We start from the raw sequence: 23148 nt of genomic DNA on the forward strand, positions 1-23148 counted from the left end.
CAGAGACCCCCATGGCTGGCTTGGACGAAACCACGAAGATCCCGACCGAGATCAAGCTGCATCAGAAATCCCGCATTATCGAATTGAGCTTCGAGGGCGATGAGCGTTTCGAGCTGAGCTACGAATTCCTGCGCGTGTTCACGCCATCTGCTGAAGCTCGTGGTCATGGACCAGGCCAGGAGGTTCTGCAAGTCGGCAAGCGGGACGTCGATATCGAACGGGTTGAGGCGGTCGGCAACTACGCCATCAGACCGGTATTCTCGGATGGTCACGACAGCGGGCTGTATTCCTGGGATTTGCTCTACCATCTGGGCGTCAATCGCGACCAGCTCTGGCAAGCGTATCTGAAACGCCTGCAGCAGGAGAATGGCAGCCGTGACCCCTCCGAGACCCCGGCAGTCGCTACCAAAGCATCCCACACTTGCGGCAAGCACTGATCCGTCCCGATTGATCCTCAGTCAGGTCATGAGCATGAGCAACCAGCAAAGCACGACCCACTTTGGCTATCAGGAAGTTGCCGAGGAGGAGAAAGCCAGACACGTCGCCGAAGTTTTCGATTCCGTTGCACAGCGTTACGACCTGATGAATGACCTGATGTCGGGTGGTCTACACCGGCTCTGGAAAGCGTTCACCCTTGCCAAGAGTGGCGTTCGCGAGAGCTGGCGGGTGCTCGACGTGGCGGGTGGAACCGGCGACCTGGCACTGGCTTTCGCCAGAAAACTCGGCAGCCGAGGACAAGTCTGGCTCACGGATATCAACCACGCCATGCTGGTCCGTGGTCGTGATCGACTCTGCAATCAGGGTTTCATCGTCCCTGTCGCACAGTGTGACGCCGAAAAGCTACCGTTTCCCGATGATTATTTTGATTGTGTGACGGTTGCCTTTGGCCTGCGCAACATGACACACAAAGATCTGGCGCTGGCCGAAATGCGACGCGTCCTCAGGCCCGGAGGACGCCTGCTGGTGCTCGAGTTTTCTCAGGTATGGAAACCTCTGGCAGCCGCTTACGATTTCTATTCGTTCCAGGTCATCCCACGTCTTGGACAGATGATTACCCACGACGAGGCGAGCTACCGGTATCTTGCCGAATCGATTCGCATGCATCCGGATCAGGAAGCGCTCAAGTCATTGATGGAACAAGCCGGACTCGAGCAGGTCGAATACTACAATCTGGCGCTGGGCGTTGTCGCCCTGCACCGTGCTTTCAAGTTTTAGGAGGAGCGATGCACTGATGAAAAAGATCCTGATGACTCTCGGTATCTGTGTATTCAGTCTTGGCCTGGCGGTTGGAGAGGCCGACGCGAAGCGACTGGGCGGCGGCAGTTCGTCCGGCATGCAGCGCGACTCGGTAACGCAGCGGCAAGCAACACCACCTCAGAATGCAGTGCCCCCTGCACCTGCCGCCGCGACGGCACCGGCAGCAGCAACCAAACGTAACTGGATGGGTCCTTTGGCAGGTCTGGCCGCCGGCCTTGGAATCGCCGCACTGTTATCCCACTTCGGCCTGGGTGAAGGCATGGCCAATTTTCTGATGATCGCGTTACTGTTGATGTGCGCCGTGGTCGTCTTCAAATTGCTGTTTCGCCGCAGAGGTTCACCGGTGCCAGATGCTCAAGCCCTCCAGTACGCCGGGGCAGGCGCTCCGGGAATGGCACCGACGCCGCAAGCCTTCAATCCTGCACCGGCGGGGGGTCTGCCGGTCAGCCCTGCCGCGCCACTATCGGCCAACATACCGGCAGGCTTTGACGTGGATGGTTTCCTGCGGGTTGCCAAACTGAATTTCATTCGACTGCAGGCGGCCAACGATGCTGGCAATCTCGACGATATCCGCGAGTTTGTGACTCCCGAGATGTTTGCAGAAATCAGACTGCAGTTCGATGAGAGAGGGAAGACAACACAGCAAACTGATGTTGTGACGCTGAACGCGGCGTTGCTCGAAGTCGTCACCGAGGCCGACCGGCACATCGCCAGCGTTCGCTTCAACGGGATGATCCGAGAAGAAGCCGGCGCGGTGGCCGTGCCTTTCGACGAAATCTGGAACCTTACCAAAGCCGTGGACGGTTCTCGCGGCTGGGTAGTCGCCGGAATCCAGCAACTTTCCTGAACGAGCGATGCTGGCCTGGCCCACGCTCGTACTGCTGAATCACCTGTTACAGGGAGAGTCCTGGGCGCGTGATCGACTGCTTCCTTTTGCCGGCAAGACAGCGCTCCTGCAATTTGGTAGCACGGCCTTGCTGCTCAGGATCAGCGACGGGGGCCTGTTTGAAACCACAGCAACGGGTACTCCTGCGACGGTCAGCATCACCCTTCCTGGTGACGCACCCGCGCTTGCGTTGACCGGCCAAGCCTCCCTGCTCACTTCGGCGACCATTGTAGGCTCTGTCGACCTGGCAGAGACCTTGGGCTTCGTGCTTCGCAACTTGCGCTGGGACATCGAGCATGACTTGTCGAAAGTCCTTGGCGATGTGGTGGCTCACCGTAGCCTCCAGCTTGCCAAGCAACTGGGACAATGGCAACTGGTGGGCTTGAGAAAGTTGGCGATCGGTGTGGCCGAATATCTGACTGAAGAGGATGCAGCAATTGCTCACCGCGGTGATATCGAGCGGTTTTGTCTAGAGGTGGACGCCTTGCGTGACGATTTTGCGCGCATGGAAAGAAGGCTGGCTCGGCTGGAACTGGGTTAACACTCGGCTGGGTGGTGTACGTGGTACGCTCCAGTATGTGGGAAAAAAGAAAGGCAGCTCTCAGGCTGCCTTTCTTTTTTTACGACTGACAAAGTCTCAGTCACTTAGTGACGCTGGCGTAGCCGCTTGATTGCCTGCAACTGGGCAACCGCTTGCGCCAGTTCCGCCTCGGCAGTAGCGAGACCAACGTCGGAAGTCCGGTCCTTGAGCGCTTCCTCTGCACGACGCTTGGCTTCTATCGCCTTGGCTTCATCAAGGTCGTGCGCACGAATCGCCGTGTCGGCCAGGACCGTAATCAGCGCAGGCTGCACCTCCAACATTCCGCCGGAAACGTAAACCATTTCGTACTCATCGCTATCCGGCACTTTCAGACGAATCGTTCCGGGCCTGATACGGGTCAATAGCGGTGTGTGCCGCGGATAGATACCAAGTTCGCCAGCCTCACCCGGAAAGACCGCGAAGTCGGTTTGGCCGGAAAAGATCAATTCTTCGGCACTGACGACGTCAACATGTACTCTGATTGCCATGGTTATTCCCTTTGCTCGGCCGTATCCCTGGCACAGTGCAAGGGATACGACGTTTGTGCTGCCCGCTTTAGAGTGTCTTGGCTTTTTCGAACACTTCCTCGATGCCGCCAACCATGTAGAACGCCTGCTCGGGAATGTTGTCGCATTCGCCTTCGACGATCATTTTGAAGCCCTTGATCGTGTCCTTGAGTGGAACATACTTGCCAGGAGACCCGGTAAAGACTTCAGCCACGCTGAAGGGTTGTGAAAGGAAACGTTGAATCTTGCGAGCACGATAAACCGCCAACTTGTCTTCCGGCGACAGCTCGTCCATTCCGAGAATCGCGATGATGTCGCGCAACTCCTTGTATTTCTGGAGCGTCATCTGGACGGCACGGGCAACGTTATAATGCTCCTCGCCAACGACCTGGGGATCGAGCTGCCGTGAAGTCGAATCGAGCGGGTCGACAGCCGGGTAGATGCCGAGTGAGGCGATATCGCGCGACAACACCACGGTCGAGTCCAGATGCAGGAAGGTTGTCGCCGGCGACGGATCGGTCAGGTCATCGGCAGGCACATAGACCGCCTGAATCGAAGTGATCGATCCGACCTTGGTCGAGGTGATACGCTCCTGCAGACGGCCCATTTCTTCGGCCAGCGTCGGCTGATATCCGACGGCAGACGGCATCCGGCCAAGCAGCGCCGAAACCTCGGTACCGGCCAGCGTGTAACGATAGATGTTGTCAACGAAAAAGAGGATGTCACGGCCATCATCACGGAATCGCTCGGCCATGGTCAGGCCAGTCAATGCGACGCGCAGACGGTTGCCTGGAGGCTCGTTCATTTGACCAAAGACCATCGCCACTTTGTCGAGGACATTGGACTCCTTCATTTCATGATAGAAGTCATTGCCCTCGCGGGTACGCTCACCGACACCGGCAAACACCGAAAGACCCGAGTGCTGTTTGGCGATGTTGTTGATCAACTCCATCATGTTCACCGTCTTGCCCACGCCAGCGCCACCGAACAGTCCCACCTTTCCGCCCTTGGCGAAAGGACAAACCAAGTCAATCACCTTGATCCCGGTTTCCAGTAGATCGACCGACGGCGACAGCTCGTCGAACTTCGGTGCCATCTGGTGAATTTCACGTCGCTCTTCGGTGGCAATGGGCCCGGCTTCATCAATCGGCCGACCGAGAACGTTCATGATGCGGCCAATCGTCGCATTGCCGACCGGCACCGAAATGCCGGCGCCAGTGTTGTTGACTTTCATGCCACGCCGCAGTCCGTCGGATGACCCCATGGCGATGGTGCGCACAATGCCATCCCCCAACTGCTGCTGAACCTCGAACATCAGGTCGGATTCGCACATATCCGATTCTTCTGCCTTGTCGAGCTGGAGTGCGTTGTAAATGTGGGGCATGGCGTCACGTGGGAACTGGATGTCCACCACGGCGCCGATACACTGAACAATGTTTCCTTGACTCATCGTCGTATCCCTAATCAATAAATCAACTATCGCGTGGTCAGACAGCCGCTGCGCCGCCGACGATTTCCGAAAGCTCTTTGGTGATCGCTGCCTGGCGAGCCTTGTTGTAAACCAGCTTGAGTTCGCCGATCACGTTCTTCGCGTTATCCGAAGCCGACTTCATGGCGACCATGCGCGCGCTCTGCTCGGAAGCCATGTTCTCGGCTACCGACTGATAGATCATCGCCTCCACATAACGCAACAGCAAGTCATCGATGACCGTCTTGGCGTCAGGCTCGTAGAGATAGTCCCAGCGATTGCCCTCACCCCCGACGAGATCCCCCGAGAGCGGAAGTAACTGGTAGAGCGTCGGCTCCTGCTTCATTGTATTGATGAAGCGGGTAAAGGCGATGTAGAGAAGGTCGATTTCGCCCTTCATGTAGGCGTCCAGTTGCACCTTGACCGGACCGATCAGCTTCTCGAGGTGCGGCGTATCCCCCAATCCGGTGAGCTGCGAGACGATGTTCGCACCCGCGCGCTGCATGAAGCCCAAGCCCTTGTTGCCAATCGCAGTCACCCGAAGCTTCTTGCCTTCAGCGTCCCACTCCTTCATCTTCGCTAGGGCAAGCCGCAGCACGTTGGTATTGAGGCCACCGCAGAGTCCCTTGTCGGAGGTGACCGTGATCAATCCGACCGCTTTCACGGGCTCGCGTACGGTCAGAAAAGGATGGCGATAATCCGTCAAGGCATGCGAAAGGTTACCGGCCACCCGGCGAATCTTCTCGCCGTAGGGGCGGGCAGCCCGCATCCTGTCCTGCGCCTTGCGCATCTTCGATGCGGCCACCATTTCCATGGCCTTGGTGATCTTGCGCGTACTCTCTACGCTCTTGATCTTGTTCCGGATTTCCTTGCCGCTAGGCATGGCAATCTCCTTGATCGATCAGGCCAGTGTGGCCTTGAATTCCTCAATCGCCTTGGTGAGCTTCTGCTCAGTGTCAGCGTCAAGATCCTTGGTAGTTTCGATCCTGGTCACGAGGTCGGCGTATTTTTGCTTGACGAAGCTGTGCATTTGCTTCTCGGTGGCAAGCGCCTTCTTCACTTCAACATCGTCGAAAAGGCCCTTGTTAACCGCGTGCAGGGTGATCGCCATCTCGGAAATCGGCAATGGCGAATACTGCGGCTGCTTCATCAGTTCGGTGACCAAACGGCCACGATCAAGCTGTTTGCGGGTCGCCTCGTCGAGATCCGATGCGAACTGCGCAAAGGCGGCCAGTTCACGGTACTGGGCGAGCGCCAGACGGACCCCCCCGCCCAGCTTCTTGATGACTTTGGTCTGGGCAGCACCGCCGACCCGGGAAACCGAGATACCGGCATCAATCGCTGGACGCACACCCGCATTGAACAGGTCGGTGTCCAGGAAGATCTGACCATCGGTAATCGAGATGACGTTGGTCGGAACGAAGGCAGACACGTCGCCTGCCTGCGTCTCAATGACCGGCAGGGCCGTCAGCGAGCCTGTCTTGCCCTTGACCTCGCCATTGGTAAACTTCTCGACCCATTCTGCGGAAACGCGTGCTGCGCGTTCAAGCAGGCGCGAGTGCAGATAGAACACGTCGCCAGGGTAGGCTTCACGTCCTGGCGGGCGGCGCAAAAGCAGCGAAACCTGGCGGTAAGCCCACGCCTGCTTGGTCAGATCGTCGTAGATGATCAGTGCATCCTGACCACGGTCACGGAAATACTCGCCCATGGTGCAACCCGAGTAGGGCGCGATGTACTGCAGAGCGGCGGATTCGGAAGCGGTCGCAGCCACGATGATGGTATATTCCATCGCGCCGTTCTCTTCGAGCTTGCGTACCACGTTGGCGACGGTTGAGGCCTTTTGACCGACCGCAACATAGATGCAGATCAGGTTCTGGCCTTTCTGGTTGATGATCGTATCCACGGCCACTGCGGTCTTGCCGGTCTGCCGGTCACCAATGATCAATTCACGCTGGCCGCGACCGATCGGCACCATGGCGTCGATCGATTTCAGCCCGGTCTGTACCGGTTGCGAAACCGATTTGCGCCAGATGACACCGGGTGCGACCTTTTCGATCTTGTCGGTCAACTTGTTGTTGACCGGACCTTTACCGTCGATCGGCTGCCCGAGCGAGTTCACCACGCGACCGAGCAACTCCGGACCCACCGGAACCTCGAGAATGCGGCCGGTGGTCTTGACGGTGTCGCCTTCGCTGATTTGCTCGTATTCACCGAGAACCACCGCGCCAACCGAGTCGCGGTCGAGGTTCAAGGCCATGCCGAAAGTATTGCCTGGAAACTCGAGCATCTCTCCCTGCATGACATCGGTCAGGCCGTAGATACGGCAGATACCATCGGTCACCGAAACGATGGTGCCCTGGGTGCGCAGATCGGCGCTGATCGCAAGATTCTCGATCTTGCTCTTGATCAGTTCGCTGATTTCGGAAGGATTCAACTGCATGGAAATTCTCCTAGTTCTTGAGCGCCAACCGCAGGCTCTCCAATTTTCCACGTACGGAGGTATCGAGAACCTGGTCGCCAACCACAATCTTGACGCCGCCGATCAGCGATTGATCGACGACCACTTCGGCAGTCAGCCGGGTTTTGAAGCGCGCTTCCAGATCCTCGATCAGCGCCTTGAGCTGCGCATCGTCAACGGGAAAGGCACTGTAGATCGTGGCTTCCTTGACGCCCTCCTGCGCAGCCCTCAGTTCCTCGAAGAGACCCGCGATTTCCGGCAAGGCGGAAAGCCGCTCGTTGTTGGCAAGAACGTCGATCAGACTGGCTTCGCCACCATCCTGCGCCTTGCCGATCAGCGACTTGAAGAGCGCACTCTTCTGCGTGGCGGACAACTCGGGATTGCCGATGCAGGAACGCATCTGTGCATCCGTGGCAATGGCAGAAAGCAGCGACAACCGCTCGGACCAGGCCGTCAGCGCCTTGTTTTCCAGCGCGATGCGGAAAACCGCTTCAGCGTAGGGGCGCGCGATGGTAACGAGTTCGGCCATGGTCTTAGAGTTCCTGCTTGAGCGCGATCAGCATTTCGGCATGTGCCCTGGCATCGACTTCGCGCTTCAGGATGCGCTCGGCACCCGCCACGGCCAGATCGGCGACACGGCCACGCAGTTCCGCTCTTGCCTGCTCGACCTGTTGCGCAATCTCGGCCTTTGCCGATGCGACCACCTTGTCGGCTTCAATTTTCGCCGTCACTTTCGCCTCTTCAACCATCTGAGCGCCGCGCTTCTCGGCGGCAGCAATGATTTCGGCAGCCTTTGCCTTGGCGTCGCGCAGGGCATCTGCAGAACGTTTGCCCGCCAGCTCCAGCTCGTGCTTCCCACGTTCGCCGGCAGCAAGCCCCTCAGCGATCAGTTTTTGGCGATCGGCCATGGCCTTGGCTAACGGAGGCCAGACGTATTTCATGGTGATCCAGATGAACACGCCAAACCAGATCGCTTCGCCAATCAACGTTGCGTTGATGTTCACGCTAACCTCCTGTTAAGAGTTAGTCCGAAAAGCGATCAGCCCTTGACGACAGCAATGAAGGGATTTGCAAAAAGCATGAACAGCGCGATACCGACACCGATCATGGTGACCGCGTCGAGAAGACCCGCAACAATGAACATCTTTACCTGGAGAGTCGGAATCATTTCCGGTTGGCGAGCGGCGCCCTCAAGGAACCGGCCACCGAGCAGACCAAAACCGATGGCGGTACCGAGAGCACCCGCACCGATCAGGATGGCGACGGCGATGGCGGTGTTACCAAGCAACATAGACAGAGCGGCTTCCATTACTTTCTCCTAGTAAAACATGCTAAATGGGTTAAACGAAGACAACGTGAATCAAACTCGCAACCGGGCAGTCGGCCAGTTAACCGTGGGACTCGCTGGCCATCGACATGTACACGATGGTGAGCATCATGAACACGAAGGCCTGCAAGGTGATGATCAGGATATGGAACAGGGCCCAGGGCAGAGCCAGTGGCAACTGCCACAGACCCAGCAGGGCAATCAGGATGAACACCATCTCGCCGGCGTACATGTTGCCGAACAGACGCAGCGCCAGCGAAATCGGCTTGGCGACATCCTCAATGACCCGGAAGAGAAGATTGAGTGGCGCCAGCTTGGCACCAAACGGCACGGTCAACACCTCATGCAGGAAGCCCCCGACACCCTTCACCTTGACGCCCATGATCAACATGATCGCGAACACCGTCAGGGACATGCCGAAAGTCAGGTTCGGGTCGGTGGTCGGTACCACCTTGAAATAATGGACGCCAGCAAAGCCGAGGACGAAAGGAATAAAATCGACCGGAATCAGATCCATCGCATTCATCAGAAAAACCCAGACGAAGATGGTGACCGCCATCGGCGTAATCAGCGCGCTCTTGCCATGGTAGGTATCCTTGACCTGCTGATCGATAAAGGACACCAGCATTTCGACGAAGGTTTGCAGCTTGCCCGGCTGGACGACGGCCGCCTTGCTGGCAAGTTTGGCCATACCGATGAAGGCGAACAGGCCGAGAAGACCGGATACGATCAGGGAGTCCAGGTGAAAAGTCCAGAAACCGTGACCGACGGTCAGGTTGGTCAGGTGGTGGACAATGTATCCACTCGTCGTCAATGCCTCGCCCGAAGCCATATATTCCCCCTGTTCGACTATTGCTGCCTGAGCAGCGCCATCCAATAAACCACAACTGTTGCCACATAGGCCAGGAAGAGCGGCAAGGCTGCGAGTTGTGCGTAGCTCTTGAAGACCACGGTAAACAACAAAAGGGTTACGGCAAACTTGTAACCCTCACCTGCCACCTGATCCCGAAATACTCTTCTTGCATCCGCCTGCTTCGATAACCGCAAGGCCCGCCATGCATAAGCAGAAGCACTGGCCATGGCAATCCCGCCACCGAGTACCGCAGAAACCGCCGCATCAAATCCCAGAGCAACCCCCGCGACCAACCCCACTGCCAGGGTGACCACCAACTGGCAGACCAGGACCCAGCGGACCTGCGGATGCACGGCTAGTCCCTCCAAAACACCAGCAGGATACCAGACTCACCGTAAGGAATCAAACCGCAACTGCAAAAAAGTTTGGATTCCTTGATAGAATCTGCCCTGCAGCCAGGATCGGGGGGCCCGGGAAGGGCTCCCATGATGCGGCGCATCAATGGCGCAGGCGCTGCAAAATTCCTTCAAGTTGATCAAGGTCGCCGAACTCGATCAGCACCTTGCCCGCCCCGCGTTTATTGGCTCGTATCGCTACCTGGGCGCCGAGCAGATCGGCCAGTTCGTCCTGCAGTCGCAGCACATCGCGATCCGGCCTGCTTGGCGTGGTGACTTCTTTCGGTGGGTTGAGGGCACACTGGACCAGTCGCTCGGTTTCGCGCACCGACAAGCCTTTCTGCGCCACTCGTTGCGCCAACTGGACCTGCAGCGCACCCGCCAGCGGGAGGAGCGCGCGCGCATGCCCCATGTCGATTTCCCCGCGCATCAGGAGCTCCTGCGCCGGTGCAGCCAACTGCAGCAGACGCAGCAAATTCGACGCTGCCGGTCGTGATCGTCCGACGGCATCGGCTGCCTGCTGGTGGGTCATCGAGAACTCATCAATCAATCGTTGCAAACCCAGCGCTTCCTCAATCGGGTTGAGATCCTCGCGCTGGATGTTCTCGATCAGTGCCATGGCCAGCGCGGCTTCATCCGGAATGATCCGGATCAAAGTAGAGACCTCGGTCAAACCAGCCATCTGCGCCGCTCGCCAGCGCCTTTCGCCGGCAATGATCTCGTAACGGTCGTCGCTGACCGGCCGTACGAGAATTGGCTGCATCAACCCCTGCACCCTGATCGAGGCGGCCAGTTCTTCGAGGGAAGCGCTGTCCATGCGCGTACGTGGCTGATACTTGCCCGGCTGGAGCCGACCGACCGGCAGCGTTCTTTGCTGTTCCCGGCTCTGAGCATCATTATCCGCCAGCAGAGCATCAAGGCCACGCCCCAGTCCTTTCAGCTTCATGGCTCCACTCCAGCCCCGGCAAGCGCCGCGGTCACCCTGCCGGCGCTGCCGGCGTGCCGATCAAGAATCTCCTGCGCCAACAAGAGATACGCTTGTGCGCCCTTCGAGCCGCGGTCGAATGCAATCACCGGCTTGCCATAGGACGGAGCCTCGGCCAGGCGGACATTGCGCGGAACGATCGTCCGATAAACCTTCGAACCGAAATGCCGTTCAAGTTCGCGGGAAACCTGTTGGGTCAGCGTCGAACGCGGGTCGTACATGGTCCGCAGCAGACCTTCGATCTCGAGCACCGGATTCAATTTGGTCCGCACCTTCTTCAGTGTCGCCACCAAGTCAGTCAGGCCTTCCAGCGCGTAGTACTCACATTGCATCGGGATCATCACGGTATCGGCAGCAACCAGCCCGTTGACGGTCAGCAGGTTCAGTGCGGGCGGGCAATCCATCACGATGAAATCATAATCACCACGGATGTCGGCAAGCGCGTCGCGCAGTCGATACTCGCGCTTTCCGAGGTTGATCAGATCGATCTCGGCACCCGCAAGTTCGCGGTTCGCAGGCATCAGGTCGAAGCCGAATTCAGTGCGCAGGCTGGTGCCACGCATCGTCGAACGACCGATCAGAATCTGGTAAACCGTCGACAGCGCCTCGCTCTTGACGACACCGCAACCGGTTGTGGCATTGGCCTGGGGATCCAGATCGATCAGCAACACGCGCTGGCCGATTTCGGCAAGACAAGCCGTGAGGTTGACAGCCGTCGTCGTCTTGCCGACGCCGCCCTTTTGGTTGGTTACCGCGAGTATTCTTGCCAAATCGACTCCCTCCTCAATGCCGCGCCTGGCTGCTGCTCATGACTACCAGATGCCGCTCACCGGTGATGCCCGGCACGTTCAAGCGATGCACCGCATCGACGACCACATCAACCGACAGATTTGCCATTTCGTCCTGTGGCCAAAGACCTTTCATGGCCAGCCAATGACCCTCCGTTTGCAACAGGTGACGCGACAATTTCACGAGCTCGGCAAGATCGGAAAAAGCGCGTGCGCTGATCGTCGGGAACCTGGCCACGGGCCTGTACGCTTCAACACGGCCGCAGTGTACGGCAATATTCGCCAACCCAAGCTCAATCGCCACCTGTTGCAGGAAGGCCGTCTTCTTCGCATTGCTGTCCAGCAGAACCACCCGCAGTTCCGGGCGGGCGATGGCCAGCGGGATACCGGGCATGCCGCCACCGCTGCCCACGTCGAGCAGTGCCGTCCCTTCGACAAAGGGCAGGATCGCCAGCGAATCGAGCAAGTGATGACTGACCGCCAGCGACGGATCTTTCAGGCCGGTCAGACGATAGGTCCTGTTCCACTTATCGAGCAGGGCCGCATAGGCGAGCAGCTTGTTCTGTGCGGTGCGCGAAAGATCGATCTCCAGGACATACAGTCCTTGCGCGAGCTGCATGGCTGGCGTCATGACCCCAGACCGGCGATTCGCTGGCGCTGCGCATTCAGTTGTGCGCGTTTCAAATGCACCAGCAGGATCGAGATGGCTGCCGGGGTCACGCCCTGAATGCGGGAAGCCTGCCCCAGGGTCTGAGGACGATGCAGAACGAGCTTCTGCTGAACTTCCCTGGATAGACCCGTGATGCTGCAAAAGTCGAAATCGTCGGGAAAGCACGTTTCCTCGTTGGCCAGATTCTTGCCCACCTCATCCCGTTGACGTTCGATGTAACCCTGATACTTGGCCTGGTTCTCGACCTGTTCGATGACCTGTGGATCGCGCAGACCCGCGTCCACCGAAAGATCGCCCAAGCGCAGCGTCATCAACGCAGAGTAACTCACGTCCGGGCGGCGCAGCAGTTCATGCAGGTTGTATTCGTGCTCCAGAGGCTTGCCGAAGATCCTGGTCGCGTCCTCCTCCGTAAGCTTTGCCGGCTGTACCCAGGTCAACTTCAGTCGCTCCTGCTCGCGTACGATCGCTTCCCTCTTCTCGCAAAAAGCTGCCCAACGCTGCTCGCCCACCAACCCCAAACGGTGGCCTTGCTCGGTCAGACGCAGGTCGGCATTGTCCTCGCGCAGTGACAGGCGATACTCGGCGCGGCTGGTAAACATCCGGTAAGGCTCCGAGACGCCACGGGTGATCAGATCATCGGCGAGAACGCCCAGGTAGGCCTCGTCCCGACGCGGCGTCCAGGGTTCCTTTTCCTGCACCTGCAGGGCGGCGTTGATGCCGGCCAGCAGGCCCTGCGCCGCAGCTTCCTCGTAACCGGTGGTACCGTTGATCTGACCGGCGAAGAAAAGACCACGCAAAGCCTTCGTTTCCAGTGAGCTGCGCAGGCCGCGCGGATCAAAGTAATCGTATTCGATGGCGTAGCCGGGGCGCAGGATGTGGCAGCTCCCGAGGCCGCGCATCGAGCGGACGATGGCCAACTGGACATCAAACGGCAGGCTGGTCGAAATCCCATTCGGGTAAATCTCGTGGGTTGTCAGGCCTTCCGGCTCAAGAAAGACGGGATGGCTTTCCTTGGCCGCAAAACGATGAATCTTGTCTTCAATCGACGGGCAATAGCGCGGCCCGACGCCTTCGATCACCCCGGTGTACATCGGCGACCGATCAAGGTTGGTCCGGATGATCGCGTGTGTCCGAGCGTTGGTGCTGGTCACCCAGCACGGTAACTGTCGCGGGTGTTGGGCAGCGTCACCAAGAAACGAGAACACCGGCAAGGGATCGTCTGAATATTGCTCGGTCAAGGTCGAAAAATCGATGGTCTTGCCATCCAGCCGTGGCGGTGTGCCGGTCTTGAGCCGGCCGACCGGCAACTGTAATTCGCGCAGGCGGGCGGCCAGCGAAACCGACGGGGGATCACCCATACGGCCACCGCTATGATGGGACAAACCCACGTGAATCCGGCCGTTCAGGAAGGTGCCCGCGGTGAGGACCACGGTTCGCGCGGCAAAGCGCACGCCCAACTGGGTCACGACACCGGCGACATGGTCGCCTTCGAGCATCAGGTCATCACATGCCTGCGCGAAGATCACCAGATTTGGCTGGTTTTCGAGGCGACAGCGGATTGCCTGCCGGTACAGCACGCGATCTGCCTGCGCGCGCGTCGCGCGCACCGCCGGACCCTTGCTCGCATTGAGAATCCGGAACTGGATGCCGGACACATCGGTGGCCTCGGCCATCGCTCCGCCCAGAGCATCAATCTCCTTGACCAGATGCCCCTTGCCGATGCCACCGATCGACGGGTTGCAGCTCATCGCGCCGAGTGTCTCCAGGTTGTGCGTCAGCAGCAAGGTCCTGACACCCATCCGCGCTGCAGCGAGCGCCGCTTCAGTGCCGGCATGGCCTCCCCCGACAACAATGACCTCGAAACGTTCAGGAAATAACATGGACGGTCGCCATTTGCAGCATGCGGAAGACTCTGGAAAAGACCGGCATTCTACGGCAATTTGTTGAAAGACCAGCCAAATAGCCTTGGACTATGGCTTGAATTATCAGAACTAATTGGAACAAATCTGGCGGCTCCACTATGATCCCGCTCGTCGCTTGTTTTCATTCACCGAACTCGAAGGAGAGCTCAAGATGTCACTGATCAACACCGAAATCAAACCGTTCAAAACCACTGCTTTTCACAACGGCAAGTTTGGTCCTGTATCCGACGCCGACCTGAAGGGCAAATGGTCTGTTGTTGTCTTCTACCCGGCTGACTTCACCTTCGTCTGCCCAACCGAACTGGGTGATCTGGCTGACGAGTACGAGTCGTTCAAGAAGATCGGCGTCGAAGTATACGCGGTATCCACCGACACGCATTTTACACACAAGGCCTGGCACGACGCTTCCGAGACCATCAAGAAGATCCGGTATCCGATGCTCGGCGACCCAACCGGTACCATCACCCGCAATTTCGACGTGATGATCGAAGAAGAAGGCCTGGCGCTGCGCGGCACCTTCGTGATCAATCCCGAAGGCATCATCAAGGTCTGTGAGATCCACGACCTCGGCATTGGTCGTGACGCCAAGGAACTGTTGCGCAAGGTTCAGGCCGCCCAGTACGTCGCCAGCCACCCAGGTGAAGTCTGCCCGGCCAAGTGGACGCCGGGTGACGCAACGCTGGCCCCGTCGCTGGACTTGGTCGGCAAGATTTAAGAACCGTGAGAGACGCGCGGCAGACTGCTTGTTCTGCCGCGTGATCCGGGGCCTCATTGCAAAGGGGCCGCCCTGGCGGCCCCTTTGCAATGCCACTCACCGGGGACAAGACGCATGTTAGACGCAAACATCCAGGCTCAGCTGCGGGCCTACCTTGAAAAAATCCAGCATCCGGTCGAACTGGTCGGTACGTTCGATGGCAGCAACCAGGCACAAGAGATGCTGGCCCTGCTGCAGGACATCGCTTCCCTTTCGGACAAGGTCAGCGTCCAGAAAAATGGCCATTCAGTGCGCAGGCCCTCCTTCTCGGTCGGTCGGCCCGGCGAACCCGCGCGGATCAGCTTTGCCGGCATCCCGATGGGACACGAATTCACCTCGTTGATTCTGGCCCTGCTGCACACCGGTGGCCACCCGCCCAAAATCGAGGCCAGCGTAATCGAGGAGATCCGCTCCATTCCTGGGCAGTTCCATTTTGAAACCTTCATTTCGCTGTCGTGCCACAATTGTCCGGATGTCGTGCAGGCGCTCAACCTGATGGCGGTGCAGAACCCAGGCATCAGTCACCAGATGATCGACGGAGCGCTGTTTCAGGGTGAAGTGACCGAACGCCAGATCATGGGCGTGCCAACGATCCTCCTGAACGGTGAACCCTTCGGGCAGGGTCGCATGACGCTCGAGGAAATCATCGGCAAGATCGATACCGGCGCCCTGCAGCGCGAGGCGGAAAAGGTCTCGGCGCGCGCACCCTTCGACGTGCTGATCGTCGGCGGGGGCCCGGCAGGCGCCGCTGCAGCGATCTACGCAGCCCGTAAGGGTATTCGTACCGGCGTGGTCAGCGAGCGTTTCGGTGGGCAGGTGCTCGATACCCTGGCGATCGAGAACTTCATCTCGGTAAAGGAGACTGATGGTCCACGACTCGCCGCCGGACTCGAGGAACACGTCAAGGAATACGATGTGGACATCATCAATCTGCAGCGCGCCGAAGCGCTGCTGCCGAACCGTGAAGAGGGACTGACCGAAGTCCGTCTGGCCAGCGGCGCCAGGCTCAGGAGCAAGACGGTGATCATCGCCACCGGGGCACGTTGGCGCGAGATGAATGTTCCCGGCGAGAAGCGGTATCGCGGCCATGGCGTCGCCTACTGCCCGCACTGCGACGGGCCTTTGTTCAAGGGCAAGCGGGTGGCCGTGATCGGGGGCGGGAACTCCGGCGTTGAAGCGGCGATCGACCTCGCCGGCGTCGTCGGCCAAGTCACCCTCCTTGAATTCGAAGCCATTTTGCGTGCCGACGCCATTTTGCAGAAAAAGCTCTTCAGTCTGTCCAACGTGCAGGTGATCACCCAGGCCTTGAGCACCGAAGTCACCGGCGATGGCCAGAAAGTCAACGGCCTCTTGTACACCGATCGTGCCAGTGGTGAGTCGCGGCGCATCGATCTCGAAGGGGTGTTTGTGCAAATCGGCCTGCTCCCCAACAGCGAGTGGCTCAGGGGCACCATCACCCTCTCTCGGCACGGCGAGATCGAGATCGATGCGCGCTGCGAAACCTCGCTGCCGGGCGTCTTCGCCGCTGGTGACGTCACCACGGTTCCTTACAAGCAGATCGTCATCGCCATGGGCGAAGGCTCGAAAGCCGCGCTCAGCGCCTTCGACCACCTGATTCGTCGCTCGCTTTCCTGAAGGAAGGTTCTGCCGTCAGCACCCGCAGGGGCTGACGGCCAGAAGGGACCCCTCTGACGGCTTGATCACCAGACCACGCTCAGGTAAGGTTCAAGCCATGAAGATCCCCGAGACGACTGCGGACCTGCAGCAAACCCTCGGCAAGGAAATGTCGAGCAAGCGGGCACTGCTGATTGATCGCTATCCGAACGCCCGCACTTCGCTGCGCATGACGCTTTCGGCGATGGGGGTTGGCCTCATCGACAATGCCGGCACCTCGGCCGACGTCTTCCGGCAACTCAGGGCGCACCGTTTCGACATCATCCTCTCCGACTACCTGCTCGAGGACGAGCGTGACAGCCAGCAACTCCTCGAAGAGTTGCGCGCGCAACAACTCCTGCCACGGTCTACCGTATTCATCGTGATCACCAGTGAACGCGCCTATCACAACGTTGCCTCGGTGGCCGAACTGGCGCCGGATGACTACCTGATCAAGCCCTTTACCGCCCACGAACTGAACGTACGCCTGGCGCGCGCGCTCCACAAGAAGCGCTTCTTCGCGCCACTCTACGAACACCTCGACAACGGTGCTTACATTGAAGCGCTGGCGACCTGTGAACGTCTGATCAGACAGGACAGCGGCTTTCGTTTTGACGCCCTGCGCTTCAAGGGAGAAATACTCAATACGCTGGGCAGCCATGCTGAAGCGCAGCGCGTCTACCAGCAGGTTCTGGCACAGCGGGCTGTTCCCTGGGCCCGCATGGGCCTGGCGATGGCACTGCGAGGACAACAACAAATGTCCGAGGCTGAAGCATTCGGACAATCACTCATCGACGACTTCCCGGAATTTATTGCGGCCTACGACTTTCTCGCCGAAGTGCAGGAAGAGGTGGGCAAGCTTCCGGAAGCCCAGGAAGTGTTGCAGCGCGCGGCGATGATCTCGCCCAACAATTCGACACGACAACGCATGGTTGGCGACGTGGCGGCACGTAACCAGGATCTCCAGGTCGCCGAAAAAGCCTACGGCAAGGTGCTCCAGCGTCGCCGCAACTCGTCACTGAGAGACATTGACGACTACACCAATCTTTCACGGGTGATGCTCGACCGTGGTCATACCACGGCTGCCCGCTTGGTCACCGAAGAACTCCGGCGTGACTGGCGGGGCAACCAGCAAGGCGAATTTGCTGCGCTGGTCATGGAAAGCCTGTGTGCAAACAAGGAGGGCGAACCTGCCAAGGCCAAGCGGGCAGTGGAGAAGGCGCTCCTCCTGCATGAAACCTTGAAAGACGAAGGCCGTGCTGCGGCGGTTTCGGAAAAACTGGCGCTCGATCTGGCACATGCCTGTCTGGTCACTGGCGACGAAGAAAACGCGCGCGAGATCGTCCGCAGGATCGCCGCCGAAAACCATGAAAACCGCATCATGATCGCCCAAGTCCAGAGCATCTACGCCAAAACCGGCAAGGCCGCAGACGGTCAGGCGCTGCTCGCGCAGGTCGGTCGGGAAATCGTAGAACTCAATAACCGCGGCGTTCTGGCCGCCCGCCGCGGCGATGTCGAAGGCTCGGTGAAGTTGTTGATGGAGGCCGCGGAACGGGTACCCAATCTGCAATTTCTGGTTAATGCCACGAAGGCGATTTTCACTCTGCTGGAACGCAAGGGCTGGGATCCTGTGCTGGCCAGACGGGGTATTCGTTTCCTGCAACTGGCACAGGCCAGGGAGATGCGCAACCCCAAGGTCGTTTCGGCGCGCGAGCTATACCAGCGCGTCGCACGCAAATACGGCGTCGCGACGGTTCCGTTCAGCGCTTCGGGAACGCTGCGCAGCAAGGGCAGCAGCTTCCTATAGCCATTTGAATGGCAATTTGAATGGAATAGTGTCGATCGCAAATTTGATAATCAGGACACTCACCACGCACAAGAACCCCTTCCTGATGAAACCGCTGCCATGACGTATCGCGAGATGAGTGCCGAGGAGCGAGCCGAGAACGTTGCAGCCGGCCATCACCAACGCCAGCCACGGTAAAAAGTGGCCGTGCGGAATGAAAAAGCCCAGTGCGGCGATGTTGGTGGCGACATTGACCACTTTCGACGCTGCCGAGGCATGCAGGAAATCAAATCCGAAAAGGCGGACAAACAGAAAGATCAGGAAACTGCCGGTCCCAGGCCCAAAAAAACCATCGTAGAAGCCGATCGCGCCGCCCAGAATCAAGGCATAGGCAAACTCCTGTCCGCCTTTGTGCCGGGGCTGGTGAACCACCCCAAAATCGCGCCGAACGAAAGTGTAAGCTGCCGCTCCGACGAGCAATACCAGAATCAGCGGACGCAACATCGCCGGCGGCAGCCAGGTGACGGCCATCGCGCCGGCATAGGAGCAGGCAAACGCCGCCAGAGCGGCCGGCAATGTCGTTCGCCAAGGCATTTCGACACGGCGTGCGTAGCGCCAGGCCGCATTGCTGGTGCCGAATACGCTCGAAAACTTATTGGTCCCGAAGAGAGTCGCCGGCATTTCCTGCGGCAGTGCGTTGAACAACGCCGGGATCTGGATCAGCCCACCGCCACCAACCACTGCATCGATCAAACCAGCAAACAGCGCGGCCACGGCCAAGCCGGCCAGCAGCGAGTAATCAGAGACCGCCATCGCGGCTCAGCTCTGCGCAACGAAGAAGAAACGCTTGAACGGGAACAGCGTGTGTCCATCAGGCCGCTGCAGATAGGCGGTGCGCAGCCGCTCTCGATAAATAGCCAGAAAGCGCTCGGCTGCCGCTGGGTCGAGGCATGCCAGATAAGGCACCAGCGTGCTACCTTTCATCCATTCGAAGACGGCATCGTCGCCGCTGAGCAACTGCCAATAGGTGGTTTCCCAGAGTTCCAGGTGGCGACAATGCGGTGTCAATAGCTGTTGGTATTCGGCAGCCGACAAGACGCGACCCATGTGGACGCCGCCAAGCACCTCGCGCCAATCCGCCTCGGCAGCCAGTTCGCGTAGAATTCGATGGGAGGGAGCATTGAAGTTGGCCGGCATCTGCACCGCCAGCACGCCGCCACCAACGAGCTGGCCGAGCAACTGCGGCAGCAGATGCAGGTGATCGTCTAGCCAGTGCAGTGCTGCGTTCGAGAAGATCAGGTCGGGCGGGACCTCTGCCTGCCAGTGGGCGATTTCCGCCAACTGCCAGTCGATCGTCGGCGCCCTGGCAGCGGCTTTGGCAAGCATCGCCGAATCGCTGTCGACGCCAGTGATTTGCGCATCTGGCCAGCGTTCGGCCAAGATCTGTGTGATGTTGCCGGCCCCACAGCCGAGATCGACGATGCGGTTTGCCGACCTGCAATCAAGTCTGGCCAGGAGATCCAGCGCGGGTCTTTGCCTGGCGACAGCGAATTTCAGGTATTGCTCAGGGTTCCAATTCATCTTGAGCGCATTCTAACACTACGCTGAAGATACCCTCCACCGCGTCATACCGGCGCGGCACACCGGAAGTATGAACATATGAAATTCCCCTGCAGGATGGGTCTCCATTGCGACCATGGAAACAAATATGAGCACAATTTATGCGGAACATGCAAGCCCACAGCAGACCAAAAAGCCCGCTTTTACACGGGCTTTCAAGTGGTTAGCGGTATTCTGCGGAACATCTTGGAAGGCTCGCTACTTTCCAATACAGAATCGCCCAAATATCTCCCCAAGCAGATCATCGGTACTGAACTCGCCGGTAATCGTGCTCAGCGTCAACTGCGCCAGCCTGAGTTCTTCGGCGAAAAGTTCCAGTCGTGGCAATTGCTCGTATGCCTTTTGAATATGATGGCGAGTTTTGGTAAGCGCATGCAGATGACGTTCGCGGGCGATGAAGACATCTTCAGCAGGATGCCAGCCGACGATGCGCAACAATTCCTGACGTAACAGCTCGACACCCTCGCCGGTTTTGGCACACAGTGCAATCGCCACGGCATCGGCTTCTTGATGACGTGCAGCCGCGCGTGACGCCAGATCGATCTTGTTGTACACGGTCAGCCGGGCAAGGTGGGTGGGGAGTTGCGCGACAATCGCTCGTTCGGCTTCGCCGACCCCGGTACGGGCGTCAACGAGCAAGACGACGACATCGGCGCGCTCGATCTCGCGCCAGCTGCGTTCAATACCGATCTTCTCGATCTGGTCTTCGGTTTCCCGCAGGCCTGCTGTGTCGATCACGTGCAACGGAATGCCTTCAACCTGCAGCGTGCTGCGGACCAGATCACGGGTGGTTCCGGGAAGTGGGGTGACGATTGCCAGCTCGTCGCCGGCGAGGCAATTGAGAAGGCTGGACTTGCCGACATTTGGCTGGCCAGCAAGCACGACATGCAATCCTCCCTGCAACAGGCGACCCTGTTGTGCACGGTCGAAGACTTTGGTCAGATGCTGCTGCAAGCGCTCAAGGCGCCCAAAGGCATCGGCTGCTTCGAGAAAGTCGATCTCCTCGTCAGGGAAATCAAGGGTGGCCTCGACCAGCGTACGCAGTTCGATCAACTGCCCCAGGAGGTGATTGACTTCCTTCGAGAACTCTCCCTGCAAGGAACGTACGGCGCTGCGAGCAGCGGTACTTGTCGCAGCGTCGATCAGGTCGATGACCGCCTCGGCCTGTGCCAGATCGAGTTTCCCGTTAAGGTAGGCAAGGCGGGTGAACTCGCCTGGTTCCGCCAGGTGTGCGCCAAGTTCCAGGCAGCGCATAAGCAACATCTGCATGACCACCAGGCCCCCATGAGCGTGCACTTCAAGGATGTCCTCGCCGGTAAACGAATGCGGCGCAGGGAAATATAGAAGCAGCCCGCTGTCGATGATACTGCCATCATCAGCCTTGAAGTCGCTACGAGTGGCACACCGAGCGGCTGGTCGTTTGCCACTCAATGCCTCGGCGAAATTGATCAGGCTTGCGCCCGAAACGCGGATGATGCCGATGCCACCGCGACCGGCAGCAGTCGCGATGGCGGCTATCGGGGCCTTGCCCGACTCAGATCTTGCTGTCGTTGGCGGCTTTTCCGCCACTTTCGATCATCCTCGTGATCTGCCATTGCTGAGCAATCGACAGGAGGTTATTGACCACCCAATAGAGCACCAGACCTGCCGGGAAGAAAAAGAACATCGCCCCAAAGATGAACGGCATCATCATCATCACTTTGGCCTGAATAGGATCGGGTGGAGTGGGATTGAGCTTGGTCTGGACCAGCATCGTGATTACCATGATCACAGGCAGTACATAATAAGGGTCGGCTGCCGACAGATCACTGATCCACAGGATCCAGGGCGCATCACGAATTTCGACGGCACCAAGCAAGGCCCAATACAGCGCGATGAACACGGGAATCTGCACCGCGATCGGCAGGCATCCTCCCAGCGGGTTGATTTTTTCACGCTTGTAGAGTGCCATCATCTCCTGATTGAGCTTCTGTCGATCGTCTCCATAACGCTCCTTGAGGGCAACCAGGCGCGGCGTGACGGTTCGCATCTTGGCCATTGACTTGTAACTGGCTGCCGAGAGCGGAAAAAACAGCAGCTTGATGGCAATCGTGAGCAGAACAATCGACCAGCCCCAATTGCCAACCATCTTGTTGAGGGCTTCCAGACACCAGAAGATCGGTGCGGCAATGACCGTCAACCAACCGTAGTCGACCACCAGCGGCAAACCCTGCGCACCAATGCCGCCTTCGGCCTTGGGTTTGGCCAGTTGCTCGAGAATGAGCTGAATCTGGGGACCGGCATAGATCGGCACCGAGATCGCCACCTTAGAACCCGGCGCGGCGATGGGTGCCGGTACGATGACACCGGCCGATACTACCGGAGAGGTGCTGCTTTCGAGTTTGCGCATGTAGAACTCGCGCGGCAGCCCTGCTTCAGGAATCCAGGCAGCGACAAAATAGTGCTGAACCATCGCAATCCAGCCATTGTCGGCCTTACTGGCGAACCTGGCCTTGCCTTTTTCAATGTCGGCAAAATCGACCTTCTGGAATTTTTCCTGGTCCGTATAGACCGCCGGACCGGTGAAAGTAGACACCATCGAACTCTCGCCTTCGGGAGCATGAATGTCACGCTGCAACTGGTAATACACGTGCGCAGCGACTTCCTTCTCGCCACCATTTTCAATCTCATGGGTAACGTCGATCAGATAACTGCCACGTGTGAAAGTGTAGATTTTTGTCACCTTGATGCCATTGCTGACCGGTGCCTCGAGGCGCAGTTCAACGGTCCTTGCATCACCAGCCAATTCCCGGTTTCCGGAAGTGGCCGAGAAGAGTGTTTTGTGGTTTGGCAGACTCTCGCCGATCAGACCACTCTGGGCAAGATACTGGTGCTTGGCCTCGAAGAGGGCAAAGTCCTTGGCTTTGTTCTTGCTGTCCTTGTAGGCGTTGAATTCAAGGCGAACAAGATCACCGCCTTGCTTGGCGATCTCGGCGACAAACAGATCGGTTCTGACCGTGACTGTCTCGGATTTATCAGCGCTTGCCACTGCGGTGGTTGCAGGTGCTGCGGGCAGCGGTGCGTGCAGGTTTACAGAAGGCTTCGGCGCGGGTGCCTCGGCCAAACCACTGGTGGCGGGAGACGCTGCCTTGGGCTGGCTGTACTTCTGCCAAGCATCCCAGAGCATGACCAGAGAAAACGAGAAGACAATGAGCAGCAGCAGGCGGCGGTTATCCATGAAAGCCTATACGATTCGATTTT

The 23148-nt window shown here is 58.6% G+C and carries 24 protein-coding genes; 7 read left to right on the forward strand and 17 right to left on the reverse strand.

The window, feature by feature from the left end:
• Positions 1-11 precede the first annotated feature (11 nt).
• The 4 genes from V5B39_RS01515 (at position 12) to V5B39_RS01530 (ending at position 2684) form a co-directional block, all read left to right on the forward strand.
• Positions 12-437 carry a DUF971 domain-containing protein gene (locus tag V5B39_RS01515; protein ID WP_332340884.1) on the forward strand — a complete coding sequence of 142 codons (426 nt, stop codon included), beginning with the start codon at positions 12-14 and terminating at the stop codon, positions 435-437.
• A 34-nt stretch (positions 438-471) separates the two neighbouring features.
• Positions 472-1215 carry a bifunctional demethylmenaquinone methyltransferase/2-methoxy-6-polyprenyl-1,4-benzoquinol methylase UbiE gene (gene ubiE / locus V5B39_RS01520; RefSeq protein WP_332340886.1) on the forward strand — a complete coding sequence of 248 codons (744 nt, stop codon included), beginning with the start codon at positions 472-474 and terminating at the stop codon, positions 1213-1215.
• 118 nt (positions 1216-1333) lie between these two features.
• Positions 1334-2104 carry a Tim44 domain-containing protein gene (locus V5B39_RS01525; RefSeq protein WP_434735638.1) on the forward strand — a complete coding sequence of 257 codons (771 nt, stop codon included), beginning with the start codon at positions 1334-1336 and terminating at the stop codon, positions 2102-2104.
• 127 nt (positions 2105-2231) lie between these two features.
• Entirely contained in the window at positions 2232-2684 is a 453-nt protein-coding gene (locus V5B39_RS01530) for a ubiquinone biosynthesis accessory factor UbiJ (RefSeq protein WP_332340890.1), read from the forward strand.
• A 104-nt stretch (positions 2685-2788) separates the two neighbouring features.
• Here V5B39_RS01530 and V5B39_RS01535 read toward each other — a convergent pair whose 3' ends face one another.
• From V5B39_RS01535 to mnmG, 13 genes are all read right to left on the reverse strand, one after another.
• Positions 2789-3211 (reverse strand): F0F1 ATP synthase subunit epsilon, encoded by a 423-nt coding sequence (locus tag V5B39_RS01535; protein ID WP_332340892.1) that lies wholly within the window; start codon positions 3209-3211, stop codon positions 2789-2791.
• Positions 3212-3278: 67 nt separating this feature from the next.
• The gene (gene atpD, locus V5B39_RS01540; protein WP_034921236.1) at positions 3279-4679 is read right to left on the reverse strand and encodes a F0F1 ATP synthase subunit beta; all 1401 of its coding nucleotides are present in this window, start codon (positions 4677-4679) and stop codon (positions 3279-3281) included.
• Positions 4680-4716: 37 nt separating this feature from the next.
• Positions 4717-5580 (reverse strand): F0F1 ATP synthase subunit gamma, encoded by an 864-nt coding sequence (gene atpG, locus V5B39_RS01545; protein ID WP_332340896.1) that lies wholly within the window; start codon positions 5578-5580, stop codon positions 4717-4719.
• Positions 5581-5598: 18 nt separating this feature from the next.
• Entirely contained in the window at positions 5599-7137 is a 1539-nt protein-coding gene (gene atpA, locus V5B39_RS01550; protein ID WP_332340898.1) for a F0F1 ATP synthase subunit alpha, read from the reverse strand.
• Between the two features lie 10 nt (positions 7138-7147).
• Positions 7148-7684: a F0F1 ATP synthase subunit delta gene (locus V5B39_RS01555; protein WP_332340900.1), complete on the reverse strand. Its 537-nt coding sequence runs from the start codon at positions 7682-7684 to the stop codon at positions 7148-7150.
• A gap of 4 nt (positions 7685-7688) precedes the next feature.
• A complete protein-coding gene (locus tag V5B39_RS01560) occupies positions 7689-8159 on the reverse strand; it encodes a F0F1 ATP synthase subunit B (RefSeq protein ID WP_332340902.1) in 471 nt (156 codons plus the stop codon).
• Between the two features lie 35 nt (positions 8160-8194).
• Positions 8195-8446 (reverse strand): F0F1 ATP synthase subunit C, encoded by a 252-nt coding sequence (gene atpE, locus V5B39_RS01565; protein WP_034921580.1) that lies wholly within the window; start codon positions 8444-8446, stop codon positions 8195-8197.
• A 97-nt stretch (positions 8447-8543) separates the two neighbouring features.
• Positions 8544-9314, reverse strand: coding sequence for a F0F1 ATP synthase subunit A (gene atpB / locus V5B39_RS01570; protein WP_332340903.1), 771 nt, complete (start codon positions 9312-9314; stop codon positions 8544-8546).
• A gap of 17 nt (positions 9315-9331) precedes the next feature.
• Positions 9332-9688 carry an ATP synthase subunit I gene (locus tag V5B39_RS01575; RefSeq protein WP_171047297.1) on the reverse strand — a complete coding sequence of 119 codons (357 nt, stop codon included), beginning with the start codon at positions 9686-9688 and terminating at the stop codon, positions 9332-9334.
• Positions 9689-9833: 145 nt separating this feature from the next.
• Positions 9834-10676: a ParB/RepB/Spo0J family partition protein gene (locus V5B39_RS01580; RefSeq protein ID WP_332340907.1), complete on the reverse strand. Its 843-nt coding sequence runs from the start codon at positions 10674-10676 to the stop codon at positions 9834-9836.
• A complete protein-coding gene (locus tag V5B39_RS01585; RefSeq protein ID WP_332340908.1) occupies positions 10673-11485 on the reverse strand; it encodes a ParA family protein in 813 nt (270 codons plus the stop codon). The genes V5B39_RS01580 and V5B39_RS01585 overlap by 4 nt, the downstream gene beginning before the upstream one ends.
• A gap of 13 nt (positions 11486-11498) precedes the next feature.
• Positions 11499-12134 carry a 16S rRNA (guanine(527)-N(7))-methyltransferase RsmG gene (gene rsmG, locus V5B39_RS01590; protein ID WP_332340909.1) on the reverse strand — a complete coding sequence of 212 codons (636 nt, stop codon included), beginning with the start codon at positions 12132-12134 and terminating at the stop codon, positions 11499-11501.
• Positions 12131-14053 (reverse strand): tRNA uridine-5-carboxymethylaminomethyl(34) synthesis enzyme MnmG, encoded by a 1923-nt coding sequence (gene mnmG, locus V5B39_RS01595; RefSeq protein ID WP_332340911.1) that lies wholly within the window; start codon positions 14051-14053, stop codon positions 12131-12133. Before mnmG ends, rsmG begins: the two co-directional genes overlap by 4 nt.
• Before the next feature lie 193 nt (positions 14054-14246).
• Here mnmG and ahpC point away from each other — a divergent pair, with 193 nt between their 5' ends.
• From ahpC to V5B39_RS01610, 3 genes are all read left to right on the forward strand, one after another.
• Positions 14247-14810, forward strand: a complete 564-nt coding sequence (gene ahpC, locus V5B39_RS01600; protein WP_332340913.1) for an alkyl hydroperoxide reductase subunit C — start codon at positions 14247-14249, stop codon at positions 14808-14810.
• A 114-nt stretch (positions 14811-14924) separates the two neighbouring features.
• Positions 14925-16484 (forward strand): alkyl hydroperoxide reductase subunit F, encoded by a 1560-nt coding sequence (gene ahpF, locus V5B39_RS01605; protein WP_332340915.1) that lies wholly within the window; start codon positions 14925-14927, stop codon positions 16482-16484.
• 97 nt (positions 16485-16581) lie between these two features.
• Entirely contained in the window at positions 16582-18309 is a 1728-nt protein-coding gene (locus V5B39_RS01610; protein WP_332340916.1) for a response regulator, read from the forward strand.
• Here the strand turns inward: V5B39_RS01610 and V5B39_RS01615 are convergent.
• The 4 genes from V5B39_RS01615 to yidC form a co-directional block, all read right to left on the reverse strand.
• Positions 18304-19101, reverse strand: a complete 798-nt coding sequence (locus V5B39_RS01615) for a sulfite exporter TauE/SafE family protein (RefSeq protein WP_332340917.1) — start codon at positions 19099-19101, stop codon at positions 18304-18306. The two genes, V5B39_RS01610 and V5B39_RS01615, sit on opposite strands and share 6 nt — an antisense overlap.
• A 6-nt stretch (positions 19102-19107) precedes the next feature.
• Positions 19108-19869 carry a methyltransferase domain-containing protein gene (locus V5B39_RS01620; RefSeq protein ID WP_332340919.1) on the reverse strand — a complete coding sequence of 254 codons (762 nt, stop codon included), beginning with the start codon at positions 19867-19869 and terminating at the stop codon, positions 19108-19110.
• 237 nt (positions 19870-20106) lie between these two features.
• Positions 20107-21477, reverse strand: a complete 1371-nt coding sequence (gene mnmE / locus V5B39_RS01625) for a tRNA uridine-5-carboxymethylaminomethyl(34) synthesis GTPase MnmE (protein WP_332340921.1) — start codon at positions 21475-21477, stop codon at positions 20107-20109.
• Positions 21443-23125: a membrane protein insertase YidC gene (gene yidC, locus V5B39_RS01630; RefSeq protein ID WP_332340922.1), complete on the reverse strand. Its 1683-nt coding sequence runs from the start codon at positions 23123-23125 to the stop codon at positions 21443-21445. The genes mnmE and yidC overlap by 35 nt, the downstream gene beginning before the upstream one ends.
• Positions 23126-23148: the final 23 nt, after the last annotated feature.

The organism is Accumulibacter sp. (assembly GCF_036625275.1).
In the GTDB taxonomy this organism is placed as follows: domain Bacteria; phylum Pseudomonadota; class Gammaproteobacteria; order Burkholderiales; family Rhodocyclaceae; genus Accumulibacter.